Source organism: Peribacillus sp. B65, from assembly GCF_058513295.1.
Map to the genome: position 1 here is coordinate 5,232,316 of NZ_CP195840.1, position 20,067 is coordinate 5,252,382.

Sequence of the window (20,067 nt, forward strand, 5' to 3'; positions counted from 1 at the left end):
ATTAAATACTTTCAAATTAATATACAAAAATGAGTAATTGCTTTTTTCTGAAAAGATCAGAATAGTGCCATAAATATTGGATGTAAATGTGAAGATACTGGGTTACTAACCTGCCGTTAACTCCATAAGATATTGTGAATTTAACCCCAAACTAAGCTGATAGAAGTTCTGTAATAGCTCATTTAAAAATAGACGCTTGCTTTGATGCGGCTTGGCAGACAGTCGGCGGAAAGGGAGCGGATTTCTGAAATCACCTGGAACGGTTTTTAAAATAAAAAACTGCGGGCAAACTCTCTTTTTTTCAAGTTTGTCTACAGTCTGAGTAATATATTTATATAAATGATAATTTGTCATAAACGTTTTCTCGATTTTTTTATGCTTATTAATACAAAAAGAAGCGGCAAGTATAAAACAAGGAAGCCCACGCTGTATGGATTGATTATTTTATTTAATACATATAAGGAATCGACATCGAAAAAAAATATACTGACAAGCAATATGATTATGGACATTACCCATAAGGGATACATTTGCTGGACGTTGAATAAGCGCTTGACACCCCTGCTGGCAGCCCACAAAGGAATGACCATGTTGGGAATGATGACGATGGCCCACCAAGAAACAGTTATGTATTCGAAACGTTGAATAAAGGGGAATTCAATGACACTGGTCAATGAGAGTGTTGGCCATAGGGTAAGGACCAACTGTTTCTGTGAATAGAAGACTGTCGAAACAAAATAAAGTAATAGGATCAATAACGTAGTGGCCAAGGCTCCTCCATGAGCATATTTTTGTGATGTTTCAGGATTTTTGATGAATGGATAAAACATCAGGATCATTTCAAAACCAAGCATTGATAATGAAGTACTTCTAGTTCCTTTCATTATTTCCATTAAAGTATGATCGAAAATAGGAAGAAAACCATTGAAATCTGCGTATTTAAAACCATATAATGGTACAAATAATAGCCAGTATGAAACGATTACGGTTAAAAAGGCTATACCCGTAATGGTTCGGAAACCTCCCGTACATATATAATAAATCAGGATCAGGAAAACCAAAGCAAATGCCCAAGAAGGTATCTCTTCAAACATCCAAACATGAATAACATTTATATAGCCGATTATGACCGTCATTCCAAGGGCGAAAAAGTACAGAATGAATAAGAGACTAAAGATATTTCCGATCCATTTACCAAATGCATGATTATTAGCAGAAATGATATCACCAGGAACAATACTGAAAATCTTATATATAAGCCAAATTAATATATGAACAATCAGTCCGGCTAGGAGTATGGAGATCCAGCCATCGGTTCCCGTCGTCTTGGCTAAATCTCTTTGAAAATTTAACACACCTAACCCAGTTTGCATGGAATGCAGTAAAAAAAACACATAAAATGGCTCTACCTTATACTTTTCATTCACACCAGCTTGGTTCATACAGGACCCTCATTTATATCACTTATATTTCCTATGTTAATAATCTGGCTTTTACAGGAGTAATTTATTCAAAGGATATAAACGTTAAGTACCGAATCACAATCTCGCGACTGCTCTAGAATTATTCGGATTTCAACAACAACTTAAAGGAAGGTTACATTCCTTTAACCTTCTCTTCTAAGATCTAAAAAATCTTAGGTTTGCTTCTCAATTGAAGGTTAAAAGCTAATTCACATAAAAATACGGCGTAAAAAATTTACACCGTTAAGTCTTTTTTTAAGAATTCTTATTTAGATTTGAAGCTTAGGAAACCATCGTCAACAGGGATTGTTTGACCATTAATTGCACTGGCCCCTTCACTAAACAAGAACGTAACTACGCTAGCTACTTGCTTCGGTTGGATGAGCTTTTCCCGCATATGCTGTGCAGCTAGAGCATTTTTCACTTCTTCATTGTCACCAAGTATTGGCGTATCGATGAATCCTGGAGCAACTCCTACGACTCGGATACCATGTTCAGCTAACTCTAATGCCCCGGATTTAGACATCATGACCACAGCTGCCTTAGCTGCGTTATAATTAAAGCTGCCAACTGCTGCCATTGTTCCATAAATTGATGCTGTATTAACGATAGTTCCTTTTACATTTAATTCAACCATCTTTTTAGCTCCAAAATACATCCCATAATATACACTGTGTTGGTCAACATCAATGACCCGATGATATGATTCTGGATCCATCTCCAAGAAAGGCTTTACCAGACCAATTCCAGCATTGTTAAAGATCCCGTTTAAAGTACTGAATCTTTCTACTGTCCAATCAATAAGAGCACTAACTTCATCACCTTTTGATACATCAACTTTATAGGAAGCTGCCATACCAGATGCGGCTTCTATCTCAGCAACCACTTCCTTAGCAGAATTTTCATTATAATCTGCAATTACTACGGATGCACCTTTTGTTGATAGCTGCAATGCAGTCTCCTTTCCGATTCCGCTGCCCCCACCTGTTACTATAATTACTTTCCCATTTAATTCGGTCATCATTTAGCCCCCTTCAACTTATGTACCATCTAATAACCTTCCATTTAAAGTTTTATCGTTTTATCTATTTTTAATACCGTAGACTTCTTATTGAGGTGTCCCGTTAGTTCAATGAAAAAAGCGATCCTATTAAAGAATCGCGCACGTTTGCTGAAGATTTATTGTCATTACATATTGAACTTTAGCCCCAATTAATTTAAAAGATTGATAACTATCTCGATTCCTGTAAAATTCTTCTAGATTATAAAATATTTTCATTAATAAAAATCTGCATTTTTCCTGGTTACAGGAAAGCACCATCACTGTAAGGATGTTTAAAAAAACGGCCCATAGCACAATAATATAGGCAATGTATGTCTGTCATTATTCCACCAAAGGAGGGGTATCAATTTGAAGATCTCTTCAATATCATTCAAAGAACCTCCAGTTTATCATGAATTCCCTCCCCTCTATGAAGGTTTAGGGCTGCCTGAGTTATCTTCATTCATTCAGCAACGATTTGAATTCGCATATACCTTGGGGGAAGTCGAAAGGACGGGGCTTGGCAGCGTTCGTTTTTATAAACGGCAGGGGAATTTCGAAGTTCTTATACCTGATAAGTTACCAGGAGTGGGACCAATAAAGCTTCGGAAATTAAAGGGGTTGTTACTGGAGGAAGTAAAAACGGCTTTCATCGAAAATATTGAATCCGAACGAGAAAAGCGGAAGGTCTACTACGGAGAATTTAGTCGCCCTCGGAAAGACACTGAATAGGTGTGCTTTTCCACAAACTGGCGTCTGTTTGAGTAAGATCATTGTTTTCTTTTTGAATTTATTTTTAAAAGATTCCCACTAAAAAAAGGTTACCGTAGCAACCTCCCTTATTTTAATGATCCGTTTTATTTTCATTATCTAAATCATCATCAAGAAAAGACTTTTTATCTTCTTTAACCCCATATTTTTTTTCAAGAAATTGACCGATAATTGAATTGTTAATTCCTTTTCTTACTGCTGTTTCAATAACTATATAGAGAATGAATAACCCAACAGTAAAATAAACAAAAAATATTATAGCCTCCACTAAAAGTCCCCCAAACAATAATCCGTTTTTTTACTATATTTTACCATATAATCCATATTACCTTTTTGAAATGCCCGATTGTTGAATAAAAAAAAGGAGCTGCTGATCAGCTCCTTGAAATGAAATAATAGCTCCCAGTCAACCTCCGGTATAAACACTTTCACATGTTCCAGGTTTTGGTTCATAATAACAATGATTTTTAAATTGACCAGCAAAAGGTTGATCGTACCATGTTGGAGGACACGGGGCATATGGATTAAAATACCAAAGGGCATATTTCCCTGGGTGTTCCCTCCAATAATCCAAATTCTGTTTTGCTAATCTTTTTTCAGCAGATCTTGCTCTTTGATAAAATACATTACCTTTTTGAACTGCTTCAAAAGAATAATTTCCTCCTTGTACTTGATAAATGACCTGTGGAATTGTTCTTAAATCTATAAAGTCTATACAATTCGCTTTAAGACGATTAACAATTACATTTCCAACATATAACATCCCTTGTTTTCCTTCACCTTCGGCTTCTGCTCTCATCATCCTTGCCATTAAGTCGACATCTGAGCTCCGGTAACTTACTCTTGCCATTTTTTCACCCCAAAAATATCGTATGAAAAAAAGACCGCATTAATGTCATTGTTCATAAATTAAGATTGCTTATTTTTTTTAAAGCTTATCGTTTTTAAGCAAGCTAAGAACTTAAAGACAGCTACTTTTTGATTAATCACAGATAAATTGTACCGGCAGAGTAAATCAATAATAGACACATAATTAACCGAAAGGACTTATCATGTTTAGCAAAAAAATCTTTAAAAAGCGAGCCGAATCCAGACCACAGAAGCAATGCCATCCATCCCAGAAAAATCGTTAAAGCTAAATATATAGCAACGAATTTAAGCGACTCATTAAACGGTAAAATAAACACACTCAACACGGTTAAATAGAACAAAATGCTTTTAACATTGATGATTTGAAGAATGAAGCCTGATATAAAAGAAGACTGCACATCTCTGGATTCCTTCTTTGAACCTTTGGGCAAACTAATCTGCCAAGCTAAGTAAAGAAGATATGCGGCACCGGCCATTTTAAAATATGGCTCCACGATAGGTATCCAATTGTAGAGGCTTGTTGTAAATACTCCGCTCATGATCCCTAATACTGCAAATCCTGCCATGATGCCGCTAGTGAACCTCCAAGACCCAAAGAAGCCAAACCTCCTTGCTTCATTCATCAATAAGATGTTACTTGGACCCGGCGTAATCGAAGTAATCATCACATATGAAAGAAACGCTACTATACTCATAATCTCACCTTCATTCACTATTTCCTAACGAACAGTCTTTATTGTAAGATGACTATAACTATAAATAAAATTGAAATTAAAAAATTCATTATCATTTTTTTCGATACATGATCCAACTTAAGGAGAAAGATATGGAAATTAGACACCTTAAAACGTTTCAGACTATTGTTGAAATAGGAAGTTATACAAGGGCAGCTTCTAAGTTGGGTTACACTCAATCCACGATAACTTCACATATTCAGGCGCTCGAGCATGAGATTGGCGGGGAAATTTTCACTTATACAAATAGAAATTTGCAGCTTACTACTCTAGGCAGAGACTTAATACCGTTAGCGGAAGATTTACTTTCCACTCACGAACAGATCAAGAACATGCGTTGCACCAATGAAGTTAAAGGTGTTTTAAAAGTGGCAGCACCAGAGTCTTTAACAATCTCCAGGTTAGGTCCAATCATAAGGGATTTTTCCTTGAAACATCCCAATGTCAAAATCATATTAACCAACGGTCCATGTGGCCAAAACCAAATCGATTTAATAAGTGGGCGGGTTGATGTCGCTTTAATGGTCTATCCGGAAATTAAACTGGAAAAATGCATTCATTATTCTTTAATTGAGGAGAGAATCGTTCTTGTGAGCAGTCCTGACGGTCCTGATCATTTTGATGCATATAAAAATATCGGCACAAATACCAACCATTTCTTCATCACAAATGAAGAAGGCTGCAGTTATCGGACCATGTTTGAAAAATATTTAATAAAGCATGAAATGGATATCTTTCAAACCATGGAGTTATGGAGTATTGAAGCAATCAAACAGATTGTCATGAGCGGACTTGGATTTTCGGTATTGCCTTATATTACAGTGAAAGATGAAGTGGAGAGCGGCAAGCTGAAAATACTTAATCATTCAGAAAATCTCGATCCCATTTATTCCTATATGCTGATAAAAAAGAAGAAATGGCTGTCTCCAGCAGTAGAGGCATTTGTTGAAGTTGTATTAAACAGGTTTAATGACACTGAGAAAATGAGTATCTAAAACGTTGTCATATATGCTAGTCAGAGAAGTGCCGAAGGAATCAAAATGCCTCCCTCCCTAATAGTTACTCGCAACAAAGCAGAAGTTTTGACGTTCTGCTTTGTTGCGAGTTTTTTCATATACATAAAATTTTTCAATTGACTTTTTATATAAAATAAAATAAAATTCAAAGTACTTCAATTTAAACTACTCTAATTAGAGTACTCAAAATTGAGTAAAATACTGAAATTAAAAGGATGGATTCAACATATGAAATTTACTGCATTCTTAAAAACAAGAGGTGCAACAGCGGCAATCTTTATGGGGATTTTCTATGCAGTTGCCATGCTAGGCATCTTCTTGCCTGGGTATACAGCCATTCCAGGAAATGTCGATAAATTACCGATCGCCATCATCAATGATGATGCTGGTAAAAATGGAGCGATGATCGCCGAAAATTTACAAGAAAATTTACCCTTTAAAGAAATCGAGACGGATATAACCAATAAACAAGCCTTAAAGGATTTGGAGCACAATGATTTAGCATTAGTCGTTCACATCCCAAAAACCTTCTCTGAGAATATACAAAAAGGTGAAGCGTCATCAAGCATCGATTTTACAATCAATGAGGCAGGGGCAACGGTCGTTTCTTCTACCATGAATGCGATCGTAACTGAAATTAACAGTCAGTTAAGCACACAATTCTCGCAACAAACAGCTCAGGGCGTATTGATGAACTTTAATGTACCAGAAAAGCAAGCCGCTGAATTAGCCGAAAAGATTGAGAAATCCTATGTAGGAAATGTCGTTACAATCAACGAAATACCGGATGGCATGAATCATAATATGCTGCCTATGTTCTTAACAATGGCCGGTTATGTAGGGGCGATGATCGGGGCGATGCAATTAGTGGGTGCATTTAGAGCCAGCCGGGGAAAAGCAAGCAAAACACGGTTATTCACTTATGTGCAAATGGCTGCATTATTGATTGCAGTGGTTTCATCAATCATCGCTGTAGGTGTAGCATATTTAATTGACAAGCCGAGCGGTGACCTATTCTTCGGTATAGTAGGTCAACAAATACTAAACTATATGGTATGTTTTAATTTCACTGCGATTTTAATCTTCTTATTTGGTGAAGGCGGCATGATTTTAAACTTACCGATTTTATTAATGCAAACAATAGCTAATGGTGCCACTATCACACGTGATATGATGCATTTACCGTATGAATGGATGAGCCACATTTCACCGATGTATTACTCGGTGCAAGCATACTTTGCAAACCTATTTGGCAGCATCAGTCCAAGTCCATATATTTGGTCAATGGCTGCGGTAGGTGCCGTTGCAATGTTAATTAATATGGCTATTGTCGCGTTTTTACAAAAACCAATGCCAGTACAGGTTTCTGAAACAGAAGTTGAAAAGAAAGCGGCAGAAATCTCAGCTTAGTTTTTGCTACAATAAGGAGATAGTACTTCTTAAAGGAGCGTAGTAAATGTCTATTCAAATTTTTATATTGAGCAAGCTGATGGAGGATAAAAACTATCCTTATAAATTAAAAAAACAGCTTTCAGAACCCATTCCGTTGGATCGCCTGGGTGGGTTAACTGAAAGTAAACTGTACTACCATTTTGAATCATTAGTAAAACAAGGTTTAGTCGAACCAGTTGAAGTCATAAAAGAAGAACATCGGCCTGATAAACAAGTATTTGCGATTACGGCTAAGGGTCGCGAAGAACTACCAAAGAAAATCTATAAATTATTTGAAAGTGCGGATGAAATTAAGGATATGATTGTAGGTTTAGCCAACATCAAGTATGTAGATCGGGACAAAGTAGTGGAAATACTAGAAAAAAAAGTAAAGTCCATCAAGGCTATTTGGGAGCAGCTAGGGAATTTCGAGTCAGAACCTAATGGCAACGAGAATATTCGTGAATTTTTGGGTAGCTATTTTTCGACCAGGACTGATCACACAATATATTGGTTTGAAGAGTTAATTAAAAGGATTAAGTCAAAGGAATTGTAAGTTTACTTTAAAGCAGGATTTTTGGCAGGTATTCCTAGCTTCAGATTAAAAATAAGATTTACGTGTAGATGGCGACCATGCTAATCACATAACCAAAAATAATAATAAAGCTATGTGAAACCTTATATTCACATAGCTTTTATTATATTTAAAAAACATACTCGGTATGAGCAAGGCAGACTGTAGACAAATTTGATATTAATTAGGATTGCCTACATTTTTTTGAGGGAGTGTTAGAATATGAACGTTGATTTCCACTCCAGGCACTCGCTTTCCGCGGGCGTTCCGGGAGCCTCCCCGGCGCCTATGCGCATTGCGGTGTCTCCCCTGAATACGCTTTTTCCGCAGGGGTCTCGAACACCCGATCCAATCAACTTTGTTTAGATGGAATCCCTTTTGTCGACAAACTCACTTACTCTATATGAGCAAATAATGTATTCCTATTAGATAGCTTTTAGAGCATGAACTGTTTGAACGTATCATCCACTTAGTCCATACCAAAAATTTTCCCATATATTCTGAATTCTAGGTTCCATATTCTCTTTTCCATAATAAGAAAATTCCATGAATATCCCATCAATCAAACAGAGATAGGACATGATTAAGTTCTCGATTGTCCCTTGGCGTATTTCTTTTTTGTCAATTCCTTCGACAAAGATATCATGTAAGATAGCGGAAAATGATTCTTCAGATCTAAGGAATTTATCATTTAATATGTGCTTCAAATGCTCCGGCGGGAAAATCATTGCCCTCTTTAAAAAAGTTGCTTTATCTTCATGGTTTTTATAATAGTTACAAGTATCAAGAAGGATATGCTTTAACTTTTCTTCAGAAGAGAGTGTATTTATTTCTTCGACAAATTGTTCGACCTGGTTTATATGCTCTTCTAGTATTTCTTCAAACAGACACAAGAAAAGGTCATCCTTATTTTTGAAATGGTTATAGATTGAGGGTTTTTGTATTCCTACCCTCTTGGCAATTTCCGATAAAGCGGTTCCCTCGTATCCATACTTGGTAAAAAGCGTTAAGGAAATGTTTTTAATTTCATTTTTTGTCATAATGATCCCCCAAACTATCTAACGTTAGTTAATATCATTATAAACTCATTTCCCTTTTTAAACTAAATATTTGATACCTCTGTTTCTCTAAATGATTAGAGAATTAGAATATGCTGGATAAAGATGTTTCTTCACTTTTATACACAATTTCCCCATCGTTTATTGTAAGTTCCACTTTAGCTTTGAGCACTTCACTTTCTGGAATATCGAAAAGATTTCTGTCTAAAACCACAAGATCAGCAAGTTTTCCCTCTTCTATTGTACCTAGCTCATCCTCCCTGAAACTCCCATAGGCTGAGCCATATGTATATGCTTGCAATGCCTCTGCCAAAGTGAGCTTTTGTTCAGGATGCCATGTATTTTTTGGATCTCCACTGCTATCAACTCTTGTAATGGCAGTATATATTTGCCGCATTGGATTTAATGAGATGGAAACCGGAAAGTCTGTTCCTAATGCTAAAGATGCACCTGAATTTAAAAGCGACTTCGTCAGGAAAACATTTTTTTCCCTTTCAGGACCTATAATTGAAGAATATACCTCTCTTGATGAAGCAGCCATGTGATCAGGCTGCATCGAGGCAATGACCCCTAGTTTGGAAAAACGTTCAATGTCATCCGAATCGATTACTTCAATATGTTCTATTGTATGCCTTGAGTCTCTTTTTCCATTCTTACGTACTGCTTCTTCAAAAGCGTCTAAAGCTAAACGAATTGCCGCATCTCCAATAGCGTGAAACCGGATTCTAAATCCAAATTCATCTGCTTTAACAACTCGATCAATCAATACTTCTGGATTTAGAGCTGGATGACCACAGATATCCACTTGATCGGAGTAAGGTTTCAGGAAGTAAGCGGTATGACCCGTGACTGTTCCATCAACAAATTGCTTTAATCCTGAAAATTGAAGTTTCTTTGATTCATATTTATTTCTCAGCTTTTGGGCTTTATCCAAATTGCCATCTAATTCAGGAGTGATATGAAATCTAGTCGTTAATCCTCCTTGCTTATCTAATTTCTCGAAAAGGTCATAGTCTTGAAGGAAGTCATCTATTGGAGCAAACAAATCGTTTACAGAAGTAATCCCATATTGCGATAACAATCTTAAATACTTTTTTAGTATCATTTCTTTTTTATCTTGTGTTAACCGTAATGCCTCTTTTAAAACGATTTGCTGGGCTTCTTCATATAAAATCCCAGTAAGTAAACCATTCTTATCTCTTTCATAGCGACCAAAATCCGGATCACGTATATCCTCAGTAACTCCTGCTAAATCCATGGCCTTACTGTTCACCCATGTATAATGACCCTCAGCATGAAAAAGAACAACAGGACGATCTGGAATAACAGCATCAAGTATTTTATAATGGGGCTCTTGTTTATCATGCCAATAACCTGCGTCCCATTGCATACCAATAATCCATTCTTCCTCAGAACAGTCTTTAGAAAATCCCCGTACTTTTGCAGCTACTTCATGAGCTGACCTGGCTTCAAATAAATTTACACTATTTAAACTTAGGGCACTAAACATGATGTGGAGATGAAAATCATGAAAACCAGGCATAATTAATTGATTTCCATAGTTAAATACTTTTGTCTCACTACCTATAAAAGGTTCAATCTCCGCTTTTGATCCTACACTCATAATTTTGTCACCTAAGATAGCAATTGCACCAGACGTCGGCTCTTGTGCAAGCCCTGTAAAAATAGCATCACTGGAAAGAACAATATCCGCGTTTTTAATAGCCATGGAGTTTACCTCTTTTCATTCAAAATAATAAAAAGTAACTGATCATTGCACTAGTTTTACATCAAATTCTTCTTTTTGCTCTGCAAAATTCAGTTCAGGAGGACGTTCCTTAAACATTTTAGTTAAGTACAATAAATATATGAACCCTACTGCCATCCAAGTAATCCCTAATACTAAAGAATGGATATCTAACTTTGTCATAAACAATATAGTTATACCGGTGCCTATTAAGGGAAGAAGTAAATATAAAACGATACTTTTAGGCGATCTCTGCTTCTGCCTCACAAAATAATGGATAAGCACTGAAAGGTTAACGAATGTAAAAGCAAACAGGGCTCCAAAGTTAATGAAAGAAGTAGCTGTTGCGATATCCAAAAATACAGCACTCATTGCAACACAAGCAATGATTAGGATATTGAAAATGGGCGTTTGGAATTTTGGAGAAACATATCCGAAAACCCTCTTAGGCAGAACATTATCTCTCCCCATTGCATATAAGATCCTAGCTCCGCTGCCTCCTGAAGCTATTGCAGAAGCAGTAGCAGATGTCACTACCACAGAAATAAACAAACTATTCAGAAAATTACCCCCGGTATAAATCATGATATCCACTATAGCTGTATCAGGGTTCTTAAAAGCATTGAAGTTCGGGAAAATGGATTGTGCAAAATAGGTAGATGCAACAAATAATACCCCCCCGATCAATGTCGTAGCATAAATAGCTTTAGGAAGTGTTTTTTTCGGATTTTTGGTTTCTTCAGCTAATGTTGTAACCGCATCAAACCCAAGAAAACTAAAACATAATAGAGGTACAATCGAGAGCAGATTATTAAAATTTACGTCAGGACTAAAAAACGGATCCTTCGAAAACAACTCTCCGGTACCTTTTCCTGCTAAAAGTCCATTTATACAAAGCAGGCTGAAGATAATGATAAAAAGAAATTGAAATAACACCAAAAAGGTATTCACATTTGCAGCAACCTTAATCCCAAAAATATTAATGGTAGTCACACCTATAATAAAAGAAATAATAACTGCAATGATAGGAATACCAGGGAAGTAAGCATTCACCATAATCCCAAAAAGTAAAGCACTGATCATAGGACTGAAAAGATAATCCAATAAAATTACCCATCCTACCAGAAAACCAAGATGTGAATTAATTCCTTTCTGCACAAAGGTATAAGCTGAACCTGTAGTCGGATACACCTGAACCATTTTTGCGTAACTATATGAAGTGAACAGCATGACAATTAAAGCAATTATATATGCTGTCGGAATCATTCCCTGGGTACGATCAATGGCGATACCATATGTGCTAAAGACTGTCACAGGCGCCATAAAGGAAAGTCCAAATACAATAACATATCTTGTATTTAGTGAACGCTTAAGCTCGGGTAATCCTTTCATCGCAAAGAGCTGCCCCCTTTATCTAATGTAATGACTGCTTTTTATTGATTGACTTCTTTCGTACTTAATGCTGCTAGGCTGGCAAACTCATGTACAAGTGTTGCTGCTAAAAGTGAAGTGATTTGACTTGGATCATATGATGGCAGCACTTCAACCACATCATATCCTATAAAGTTAAAGTCAGTTAGGGCACGAATCATTTTAAGTGTTTCAAAGCTGCTAAAACCGCCTGCTTCAGGTGTACCTGTACCTGGAGCAAAAGAAGGATCAACGAAATCTATATCAAATGTCAAGAAACAAGGTGTGTTACCAATGGTTTTTCTAATCTCTTTCAAAACATCTTCAAATCCACGATTGGAAAGTTCACCAGTTGTAATCAAACGATAACCTAAATCAAGACTTGCCTGTAAATCTCCAGAGTGGTTTAGCGTACCTCGGATTCCTACTTGAAATACTTTATCTGCCTGCAGCAAACCTTCTTCGTGTGCACGTATAAATGGAGATCCATGCCAATATTTTTCCTCATAATATGTATCCCAAGTATCTGTATGGGAATCAAAATGAATCATGGCTACCGGGCCATATACCTTTGCCGCAGCTCGTAAACTAGCTAAAGTGACAGAATGATCTCCCCCTAATCCAATAGGTATGACCCCTTTGGACATCAATTCAAACATGGATTCCTTCATTAGATCATAACTTCGATGAATATTATGGGGAATAACAGGGATATCCCCTATATCAATGGCATTCAATTGTTCAAAAGGATATACCTTATGAATAGGATGATAAGGAAACAGGGTCATGGATGCTTGGCGAATGGCTTGAGGAGCAAACCTGGCTCCCACCCTAAAAGAAGCTGCTGTATCAAAGGGCATACCCACAATTGCCAGCTTTGCATCATGCATTTGAGAAGGTAAACGCATAAAGGTTCCTGTTGTACAAAACTCTGGCTTTACATCTGGTGTAAGTGGATATTTCATAAGTATCATCTCCTGGTTTTAAATAAAAATCTTTTCATATAAATTTACAAACACAAGGTGTAATCGCTTACAACCTATGATTCATTAAATTACTTTTTATTTCTAACACCTACTTTTAGAATTTTATTAACTAACGGTAGTTAGTATTAAACCAAATATAAACATAGTTGTAAGAAAAGTCAAACTATTTTTTATTGTCTATCGAATCCTCTTTTTGATCAAATTAGCCTTTTCTTTCAATCCTCCTCTATTAAATTAAATCCACCTATTCTTGTTACACTAGCTGCCCCTTTAGCTCCATAAGAAAAAGAGCTGCAAAAGCAACTCCCAGACTGTAGACAGATTCGAAGAAAGCAGTTTGCCTACAGTTATTTTCTTTGAATTTGTCTACAGTTGATTTCAGAAATCCGCTCCCTTTCCGCCGACTGTCTGCCAAGCCTCCTCGACGCAAGCGTCTGTGGGGTCTCGGCTAGCCAGTTATTCGGCAGGAGTGTCGCGAATTTCTTCCATCCATTAAGGATAACTGTAAAAAAACATGAAGGATAATCTAGTACAGTTGATTGGATCGGGTGTGCGAGACTCCTGCGGGAAAAGCGCGTCGAGGGGTTTTATAAACCCTCATAAAAACTGAGATAAAGTAAAGAATTGCGCACTTTTATGGAATAACACCTAAGCTTCTAGATAACTATAAAAACCTTCTAGAAATTTACACAAGTTTCTTAACAAATAAGACCCCTTAGTTTGGTCCATCATTTTTCTGAACTTTGGAGATTATTAGTAATATCACCGGAAGCAGAAACCCGAATGTCATTGCATAAAACGGCCAGATTTCTGAAATGAATTTACTATAATGGACTATATTGGGTGTCATAATCAATGTAAAGGCAATCAAAAGGATACCAAACGGAAAAATCAGAGGACGATAATCTTGCAATTTAAACGTTTGTGCCAAGCCTAAAACGGTCACATAAAAAAACAAACTAAATCTAATAAAAATGGTGATGAACCATATTATGGCTAGTATTGCTTCCAGCCGCATCATGAAATCACCAATATTTATTTTCTTAGCCAACATATAGATTGGATAATTTTGTCTTGCTGTTGACTCTGGACCAAGTACAAGAAGTGCTAACATGGTTATAATGATCAAAACACTTCCAGCCAACACTTGACCGACAAAAAGGCTTTTTCTTATTCTGTCTTTTTGACTTACGAACGGGAGAATCATTAGAATCGCAACCGGTTCAATAAACGGAAAAACAATAAATGGTATAGATCCCCGTATAACCGGTTTCAATCCCCCCTCCCATATGGGTTGCAGGTTTTGAAATTTAATCTCAGGAAGTAGAAGAATCATCAATGTTGATACAAGTAATACAACAAATGGGAAAAATATTTCTGCGCTTCGGGCCAAAGGTTCCAAACCAAGACGTGCGGCCATGAGGACGACACTCATAAATAGAATCATGATCACTTGATTTGGAGTATCAGGCATAATATGACTTATCATAAAATCCCCAATTTCACTCAGATAAGTCGCTGTGGTTATAAAAAAGTAGCTTATAAATAAAAGAGAAATTGCTATTCCCAGCCACTTACCCAGAATTTTTTGGCTGTATTCCACTAATGTTAAATCAGGATAGCATTTCCTTAAAGCGTCATATATAAAAACAACCAATAACGGTGCTATCACCACGCTTATAATACCCGAAATCCAACCATCTTGTTTAGCTTCAGAAGCGACAATGGAGGGAATGACTAATATAGAATCTCCAAGCGTATATAAAATCACTAATATCGTCAGTTGACGGCTTCCGATTTTACCCTTCTCGAGCATTTTCATAAGTTCCTTTCACGACAAAACGGTAAAGTTATATACAAAAGGCAGAAATTCTGATTCCATAACCATAATTGACAGAAGAAGAATATACAAACCCTGCTGAATACAAGTTATTTTTTTGCCACTTCAAGCCGCAGGCAGTTTGAAAAATTAGAAATAATGTGTTTTATAAATCCTGACTCCCCTTGTTAGGAGATAACTTAGAGCTTCGATTCACTTTTTATAGTTCCGGCATACTGCGCAATATAGCTGCCTCTATGGCCCCATAAAAAAAGAGCTGCATAATCAGCCCAGACTGTAGACAAACTCTTTGAAAATTAAGTTTTTCTCAGCTTATATTTGGGTTTATAAAACCTCGAATCGATTTCCATTACAGGCACTCGCTTTCCGCGGGCGGTCCGGGAGCCTCCTCGGCGCGCTTTTCCCGCAGCAGTCTCGAACACCCGATCCAATCAACATTGTTTATAAATTTGGATGGAACCCCTTTTGTCTACAAACTCAGACCTTATTCAGGTCTCAAAGATTGCGACCGATTCAAGAATTCTCTAATTTCTTCTATAGAAATCCCTAGCTCCCGGGCATCCAATAGCATTTCTGAACCTTCCTTATCCAAGCCTTTTTCAATAAATAATTAAATTAACATGTTCGCTTTCCCCGTTTAATTAAGACAATTCATATTAATTATCCTTGCATTTAACGTGCCAATTTTATTAGCCAGGAATATTTTCTGCGCAAACTATCCAGCGAAGGCCACTAAAATCTTTAGCATATTAATACCAGAACGATATTATAAAACTCACTTTTAACAACTAAAATTGTTCCTTATTTAACACAATGAGTGGACATGTGTGTTATTTTAACACCACTATTTTACTTTACTACAACATTTAACCTATCGTCCGCTCACCAAAAAAACAAATTTTAATGTTCATTTACCCTGTTTCGTTTTCCTTCAAAATATATGAATGCCGAAAGAACAATGATTGCAATTAATACAATGTCAGTTAACCAAAATAAGTCCATATCCGTGATATACCCAACCATATTAGCTATAGGAAGCGCGAATATGAAAATTAGTAATAAAACATCTTTTTTGCTTTGTTTCCGTTTTTCAAAAAACAACCCCAGTATTTTTTCAAAAAATACTCCCATTTAAAACACCCCTTAATTTTTCCACTCTAAATTAAAATAAAGTCCGCCGTCTAAACCGTCAATCTTTATCGTGAGCTCAAGCAGGTTCGCGACGCTAAGCATTTTTTTCCGCACCCTTATTTCTTTAACATTTCAAATTTCATGAGTATGAGCAGCCTTTAGATGTTCAAAATAAGATAAGGGCGGATCACTTAACATCAAGGTAATTAATAAAAAACAAAAAATATATTGAAATATCAATTTAATTTAGTTATAATACTGTACGGTCTTAGTATTACTGTTTATATAATTTTTAGAAAATTTAATAATTTTCTAAAATAGCAAATTTTGGTTTTTCGGAGGGTTTATTTTGTCTAATAAGGTACCATCTTCATTTATAGTAGTGATTGGGTTCATGTTATTTGCCCTTTTCTTTGGGGCAGGGAATTTAATTTTCCCGCCAATGCTTGGTCAATCAGCAGGTATGAATATCTGGTCAGCTAATGCAGGATTTTTGGTCACAGGAGTAGGATTACCGTTACTTGGTGTGCTGGCACTCGGTTTTTCTGGAAAAGATGACTTACAATCATTAGCGAGCCGTGTCCATCCAGTCTTTGGTATTGTATTCACAACCGTTCTTTACTTAGCCATTGGTCCATTATTCGCAATGCCTAGAACAGGAAACGTTTCTTTTGAGATCGGTGTAAAACCTTTTTTACCTGAAGATTCAGGTCCATTGCCTTTACTTATTTTCACCATCATCTTTTTTACAGTTTCGTGCCTTCTTTCGCTCAATCCTGCGAAAATTGTCGAAATTGTGGGGAAAGTTTTAACACCGATCAAGTTGACATTCATTGGAATCCTGGTAGTAGTCGCTTTCGTTAATCCAATTGGAGATTTTCAAGCACCTGCAGAGCACTATATGGTTCAACCATTTTTCAATGGGTTCAGAGAAGGTTATTTAACCATGGATACCCTTGCATCTTTTGTTTTTGGAATCATCATCATTAATGCCATCAAAGAAAAAGGGGCTAAAACAAAAAAACAAATAATGATTGTTTGTGGGAAAGCGACTGCCATTGCGGCTGTTATTCTTGCCACCATTTATACAGCTCTTTCTTATATGGGTGCTTCAAGCGTTGGGGAACTTGGACGCTTGGATAATGGAGGCATTGTCTTGGCGAAAGTCTCGGATTATTACTTTGGAGCATATGGTGGGCTATTATTAGGATTAATGATCACAGTGGCTTGCATAACGACAAGCGTAGGACTCATTACATCTTGCTCGACATACTTCCATAAGCTATTTCCAAATCTGCCTTACAAAACGATTGCCATAAGTTTATCCATATTCAGTGCAATTATTGCCAATATTGGACTTACCGAGTTAATTGCCATTTCCGTACCTGTTATGACAGCCATTTATCCATTGGCCATTGTTTTGATTTTCCTAACATTTCTTCATTCTTTATTTAAAGGAAGACCTGAAGTTTATCAAGGCAGCTTACTTTTAACATTCATCGTCAGTTTATTTGATGGATTAAATGGAGCAGGTGTACACATTTCATTCATCAATGATTTCTTCACTGCAATACTTCCTATGTATGAGGCAGGACTAGGATGGGTCATTCCTGCCATTGTTGGAGGATTCATTGGGTATGCCAGCAGCGTCTTAAAGTCGAAATTCAATCACCAAATAGATTAATGATATAAATCAGACCAGGAATATTGACTGTAGACAAATTCGAAGAAAAGCGAGTTTGCCTACAGTTTTTTTCTTTGACAAACGTTTCAGCGATCGTCTGCCAAGCAGTTATTCGGCAGATTTGTCGACAAACTGATATGGATTGCAGGCCATTAAAAAAACACATTCTTTAATTTCTTATTCATTCTAATTTCTTCAGCAACTGAAAAATCTGTCCTCGATGATGTGATTCATGTTCAACCAAATGGTAAACGACCCATTCAGGCGTGACGTCATATTGTTCAAGTACCCTCGGTTTACGCCAATCCGTTAGGTCCATTGTGCGAAAGTTTGAAAGAAATACTTCACGTACATTATTGAGGCGGTAGAAATGTTCTTCTAATGTTTGTCCTTCAATGTGGTTTAGGGAGCCATCTTCGGCACGACATCCTAATGGAAACAACGCGCGTATTTCCGAATCCCATTCCGAAACAAGGACCTCCTCGTATAACCAATCTGCCTCTATCAGAGCTATGTGATACAACATCGAGCCAATCGTTTGCCTTTCATCGAATTTCGTATCAAGTATATTTTGGCTGATTCCAGTCAATTTCGTTATCAGCGTACGGCGAACATCTTCTAAACACCATAGCCACCGCCCAATTTCTTCTTCATATCCCGGTAATGCTGATACCAGTAATGCTCTTCTCTCCACTAAGATCAATCCTCCTCTTCATCAACATACATTCTATTTAAAATTGGTGTCACCTCCTTTTTAATAGAAAATACCCCTTTAGGGCAAGACAAAAAGAGCAATCTTTAAGATTGCTCTTTCGCTTGTTCATGTTTTTTCGTTTTATGTTATTCGATATCTTCGAAATTAACTACCCAAAAAAAGATTGGCTCTCATCTCGTCTGATATACGCCTGCTTTTTAGATAATCCTGTTCCCGTTCTTGTTCAACCATCATGCGCTGCTCCAGTTTTTGAGCATATAGTGCATAGCCGATTCCATGAGCCTGAAACATCGCTTTTTCCATTGCCGACGTGTACGTTAATTCGAGAAAATTAATGAAGAATCAATCCTTCCCATAGTGAATTTCGTACTCATCTTATCATTGAAATTGATAACTAACAAAGTTGCTATGGCTCCATATTCACTGATAATTCAGAATTTTTAACGACTCTTTCCATCTCCGTGTCCATAAACGCCAAATTCCTCCACCTTCCTCTAATTTCCTTTTTTCATTCACAAAAAGATAATCTTATTATTGAGCAGGTTAAGGGATTGGAGTTGTTTTTTTAAGACAAATTAAAAATCCCATTAACAAACCTGTTGTTAATGGGACTGAATGTTTATTTATATGAACCGAAAATTTCCTTTGCCAATCTACGCCCAGTAGGAGTCGCAGCCAGGCCGCCCTCTGCCGTTTCACGAAGTGCAACTGGCATGGTCAAGCCTATTTTATACATGGCATCGATAACTTCGTCACATGGAATGCGGCTCGTAATGCCTGCAAGCGCCATATCAGCTGCCGTTATCGCGTTGGAGGCACCCATTGCGTTACGTTTCACGCAAGGAACTTCGACCAATCCAGCCACTGGATCACAAACCAGTCCAAGCATATTTTTCAATGTGATTGCCATCGCTTCTGCGGCTTGGCTTGGTGTACCGCCGGCCAGTTCCACTATCGCAGCTGCGGCCATTCCGCTTGCCGAGCCCACTTCTGCTTGGCAGCCGCCAGCCGCTCCAGAAATGGAAGCGTTGTTTGCAACCACGAATCCGAAGGCAGCGGAAGTGAAAAGAAATTCAATCATCTCTGCCCGGGTCGGGTTTAATTTTTCTTTCACGGCAAATAATGTACCGGGCACAACGCCCGCAGAACCTGCAGTCGGAGTGGCACAAATCATTCCCATTGCTGCGTTCACTTCGTTCGTCGCAACAGCTTTACTGACGGCATCCAATAATAAATTACCTGCCAGTGCCTTGCCCGACTTGATATAATTTTGCAAAAGAACAGCGTCTCCGCCCGTTAGGCCTGTCACGGATTGCACACCTTTCAGGCCTCTTTCCACCGCTTGTTCCATCACTGTCAAATTCCTGTCCATCTTTTCGATGATCTGTTCTCTCGACAGGCCTGAGAACTCCATTTCTTGTAAAATCATGATTTCCGCGATTTTTACCTGTTTACTTTCAGCAAGTTCTACTAACTCTGCTACATTTCGGAACATGTTTTTACCTCCATATCTATGCCAGCACTTATCATTCAACCATCCTTATGACTTGCGACACGTTTTCCAATCGTTCAATTTCCTTCATCACATCGCCCTT

Annotated in this window: 20 protein-coding genes; 5 read left to right on the forward strand and 15 right to left on the reverse strand. The window is 37.3% G+C overall.

From position 1 onward, the window contains the following. Positions 1 to 350: 350 nt before the first annotated feature. Both ACSR9O_RS25650 and ACSR9O_RS25655 read right to left on the reverse strand, forming a co-directional pair. Positions 351 to 1,442: a GerAB/ArcD/ProY family transporter gene (locus ACSR9O_RS25650; protein ID WP_491725310.1), complete on the reverse strand. Its 1,092-nt coding sequence runs from the start codon at positions 1,440 to 1,442 to the stop codon at positions 351 to 353. 286 nt (positions 1,443 to 1,728) lie between these two features. Then, positions 1,729 to 2,484, reverse strand: a complete 756-nt coding sequence (locus tag ACSR9O_RS25655) for an SDR family NAD(P)-dependent oxidoreductase (protein WP_491725311.1) — start codon at positions 2,482 to 2,484, stop codon at positions 1,729 to 1,731. A gap of 390 nt (positions 2,485 to 2,874) precedes the next feature. Here ACSR9O_RS25655 and ACSR9O_RS25660 point away from each other — a divergent pair, with 390 nt between their 5' ends. Beyond that, the gene (locus tag ACSR9O_RS25660) at positions 2,875 to 3,237 is read left to right on the forward strand and encodes a hypothetical protein (RefSeq protein ID WP_491725312.1); all 363 of its coding nucleotides are present in this window, start codon (positions 2,875 to 2,877) and stop codon (positions 3,235 to 3,237) included. Positions 3,238 to 3,349: 112 nt separating this feature from the next. On the opposite strand, the gene ACSR9O_RS25665 is transcribed toward ACSR9O_RS25660, so the two are convergent. The 3 genes from ACSR9O_RS25665 to ACSR9O_RS25675 all read right to left on the reverse strand — a co-directional run bounded on the left by ACSR9O_RS25665 (position 3,350) and on the right by ACSR9O_RS25675 (position 4,841). Continuing rightward, entirely contained in the window at positions 3,350 to 3,544 is a 195-nt protein-coding gene (locus ACSR9O_RS25665; protein ID WP_101224759.1) for a hypothetical protein, read from the reverse strand. A 138-nt stretch (positions 3,545 to 3,682) separates the two neighbouring features. Further along, positions 3,683 to 4,126: a cell wall hydrolase gene (locus ACSR9O_RS25670; RefSeq protein WP_101224760.1), complete on the reverse strand. Its 444-nt coding sequence runs from the start codon at positions 4,124 to 4,126 to the stop codon at positions 3,683 to 3,685. Between the two features lie 136 nt (positions 4,127 to 4,262). Then, positions 4,263 to 4,841, reverse strand: a complete 579-nt coding sequence (locus ACSR9O_RS25675) for a LysE family transporter (RefSeq protein ID WP_230177747.1) — start codon at positions 4,839 to 4,841, stop codon at positions 4,263 to 4,265. 131 nt (positions 4,842 to 4,972) lie between these two features. On the opposite strand from ACSR9O_RS25675, the gene ACSR9O_RS25680 reads away from it, so the two are divergent. The 3 genes from ACSR9O_RS25680 to ACSR9O_RS25690 all read left to right on the forward strand — a co-directional run bounded on the left by ACSR9O_RS25680 (position 4,973) and on the right by ACSR9O_RS25690 (position 7,883). After that, on the forward strand, positions 4,973 to 5,875 hold the full coding sequence (locus ACSR9O_RS25680; RefSeq protein ID WP_230177748.1) for a LysR family transcriptional regulator: 903 nt from the start codon (positions 4,973 to 4,975) through the stop codon (positions 5,873 to 5,875). 249 nt (positions 5,876 to 6,124) lie between these two features. Continuing rightward, positions 6,125 to 7,306 (forward strand): YhgE/Pip domain-containing protein, encoded by a 1,182-nt coding sequence (locus ACSR9O_RS25685; protein ID WP_230177749.1) that lies wholly within the window; start codon positions 6,125 to 6,127, stop codon positions 7,304 to 7,306. 46 nt (positions 7,307 to 7,352) lie between these two features. Then, complete coding sequence (locus tag ACSR9O_RS25690) at positions 7,353 to 7,883, forward strand: PadR family transcriptional regulator (RefSeq protein WP_230177750.1); 531 nt, start codon at positions 7,353 to 7,355, stop codon at positions 7,881 to 7,883. A gap of 479 nt (positions 7,884 to 8,362) precedes the next feature. Here the strand turns inward: ACSR9O_RS25690 and ACSR9O_RS25695 are convergent, their stop codons facing one another. From ACSR9O_RS25695 to ACSR9O_RS25725, 7 genes are all read right to left on the reverse strand, one after another. Next, positions 8,363 to 8,941: a TetR/AcrR family transcriptional regulator gene (locus ACSR9O_RS25695; protein WP_101224765.1), complete on the reverse strand. Its 579-nt coding sequence runs from the start codon at positions 8,939 to 8,941 to the stop codon at positions 8,363 to 8,365. 103 nt (positions 8,942 to 9,044) lie between these two features. Continuing rightward, complete coding sequence (locus ACSR9O_RS25700) at positions 9,045 to 10,688, reverse strand: amidohydrolase (RefSeq protein WP_491725313.1); 1,644 nt, start codon at positions 10,686 to 10,688, stop codon at positions 9,045 to 9,047. Between the two features lie 42 nt (positions 10,689 to 10,730). Continuing rightward, a complete protein-coding gene (locus tag ACSR9O_RS25705; protein WP_230177753.1) occupies positions 10,731 to 12,098 on the reverse strand; it encodes an APC family permease in 1,368 nt (455 codons plus the stop codon). A gap of 41 nt (positions 12,099 to 12,139) precedes the next feature. Continuing rightward, positions 12,140 to 13,081 carry an agmatinase gene (gene speB, locus ACSR9O_RS25710; RefSeq protein WP_491725314.1) on the reverse strand — a complete coding sequence of 314 codons (942 nt, stop codon included), beginning with the start codon at positions 13,079 to 13,081 and terminating at the stop codon, positions 12,140 to 12,142. 736 nt (positions 13,082 to 13,817) lie between these two features. Further along, positions 13,818 to 14,924 (reverse strand): GerAB/ArcD/ProY family transporter, encoded by a 1,107-nt coding sequence (locus ACSR9O_RS25715; protein WP_491725315.1) that lies wholly within the window; start codon positions 14,922 to 14,924, stop codon positions 13,818 to 13,820. Positions 14,925 to 15,426: 502 nt separating this feature from the next. Further along, positions 15,427 to 15,534, reverse strand: a complete 108-nt coding sequence (gene sinI, locus ACSR9O_RS25720) for a DNA-binding anti-repressor SinI (RefSeq protein ID WP_491725316.1) — start codon at positions 15,532 to 15,534, stop codon at positions 15,427 to 15,429. 308 nt (positions 15,535 to 15,842) lie between these two features. After that, positions 15,843 to 16,073 (reverse strand): hypothetical protein, encoded by a 231-nt coding sequence (locus ACSR9O_RS25725; RefSeq protein ID WP_491725317.1) that lies wholly within the window; start codon positions 16,071 to 16,073, stop codon positions 15,843 to 15,845. Positions 16,074 to 16,422: 349 nt separating this feature from the next. Here ACSR9O_RS25725 and brnQ point away from each other — a divergent pair, with 349 nt between their 5' ends. After that, on the forward strand, positions 16,423 to 17,757 hold the full coding sequence (brnQ, locus tag ACSR9O_RS25730; protein WP_101224771.1) for a branched-chain amino acid transport system II carrier protein: 1,335 nt from the start codon (positions 16,423 to 16,425) through the stop codon (positions 17,755 to 17,757). Positions 17,758 to 17,938: 181 nt separating this feature from the next. Here the strand turns inward: brnQ and ACSR9O_RS25735 are convergent, their stop codons facing one another. The 3 genes from ACSR9O_RS25735 to sdaAA all read right to left on the reverse strand — a co-directional run bounded on the left by ACSR9O_RS25735 (position 17,939) and on the right by sdaAA (position 19,967). Then, complete coding sequence (locus ACSR9O_RS25735; RefSeq protein WP_491725318.1) at positions 17,939 to 18,451, reverse strand: DinB family protein; 513 nt, start codon at positions 18,449 to 18,451, stop codon at positions 17,939 to 17,941. A gap of 165 nt (positions 18,452 to 18,616) precedes the next feature. Then, complete coding sequence (locus tag ACSR9O_RS25740) at positions 18,617 to 18,775, reverse strand: YuzK family famiily protein (protein ID WP_230177757.1); 159 nt, start codon at positions 18,773 to 18,775, stop codon at positions 18,617 to 18,619. A 316-nt stretch (positions 18,776 to 19,091) separates the two neighbouring features. Then, positions 19,092 to 19,967 (reverse strand): L-serine ammonia-lyase, iron-sulfur-dependent, subunit alpha, encoded by an 876-nt coding sequence (gene sdaAA / locus ACSR9O_RS25745; protein ID WP_230177759.1) that lies wholly within the window; start codon positions 19,965 to 19,967, stop codon positions 19,092 to 19,094. Positions 19,968 to 20,067: the final 100 nt, after the last annotated feature.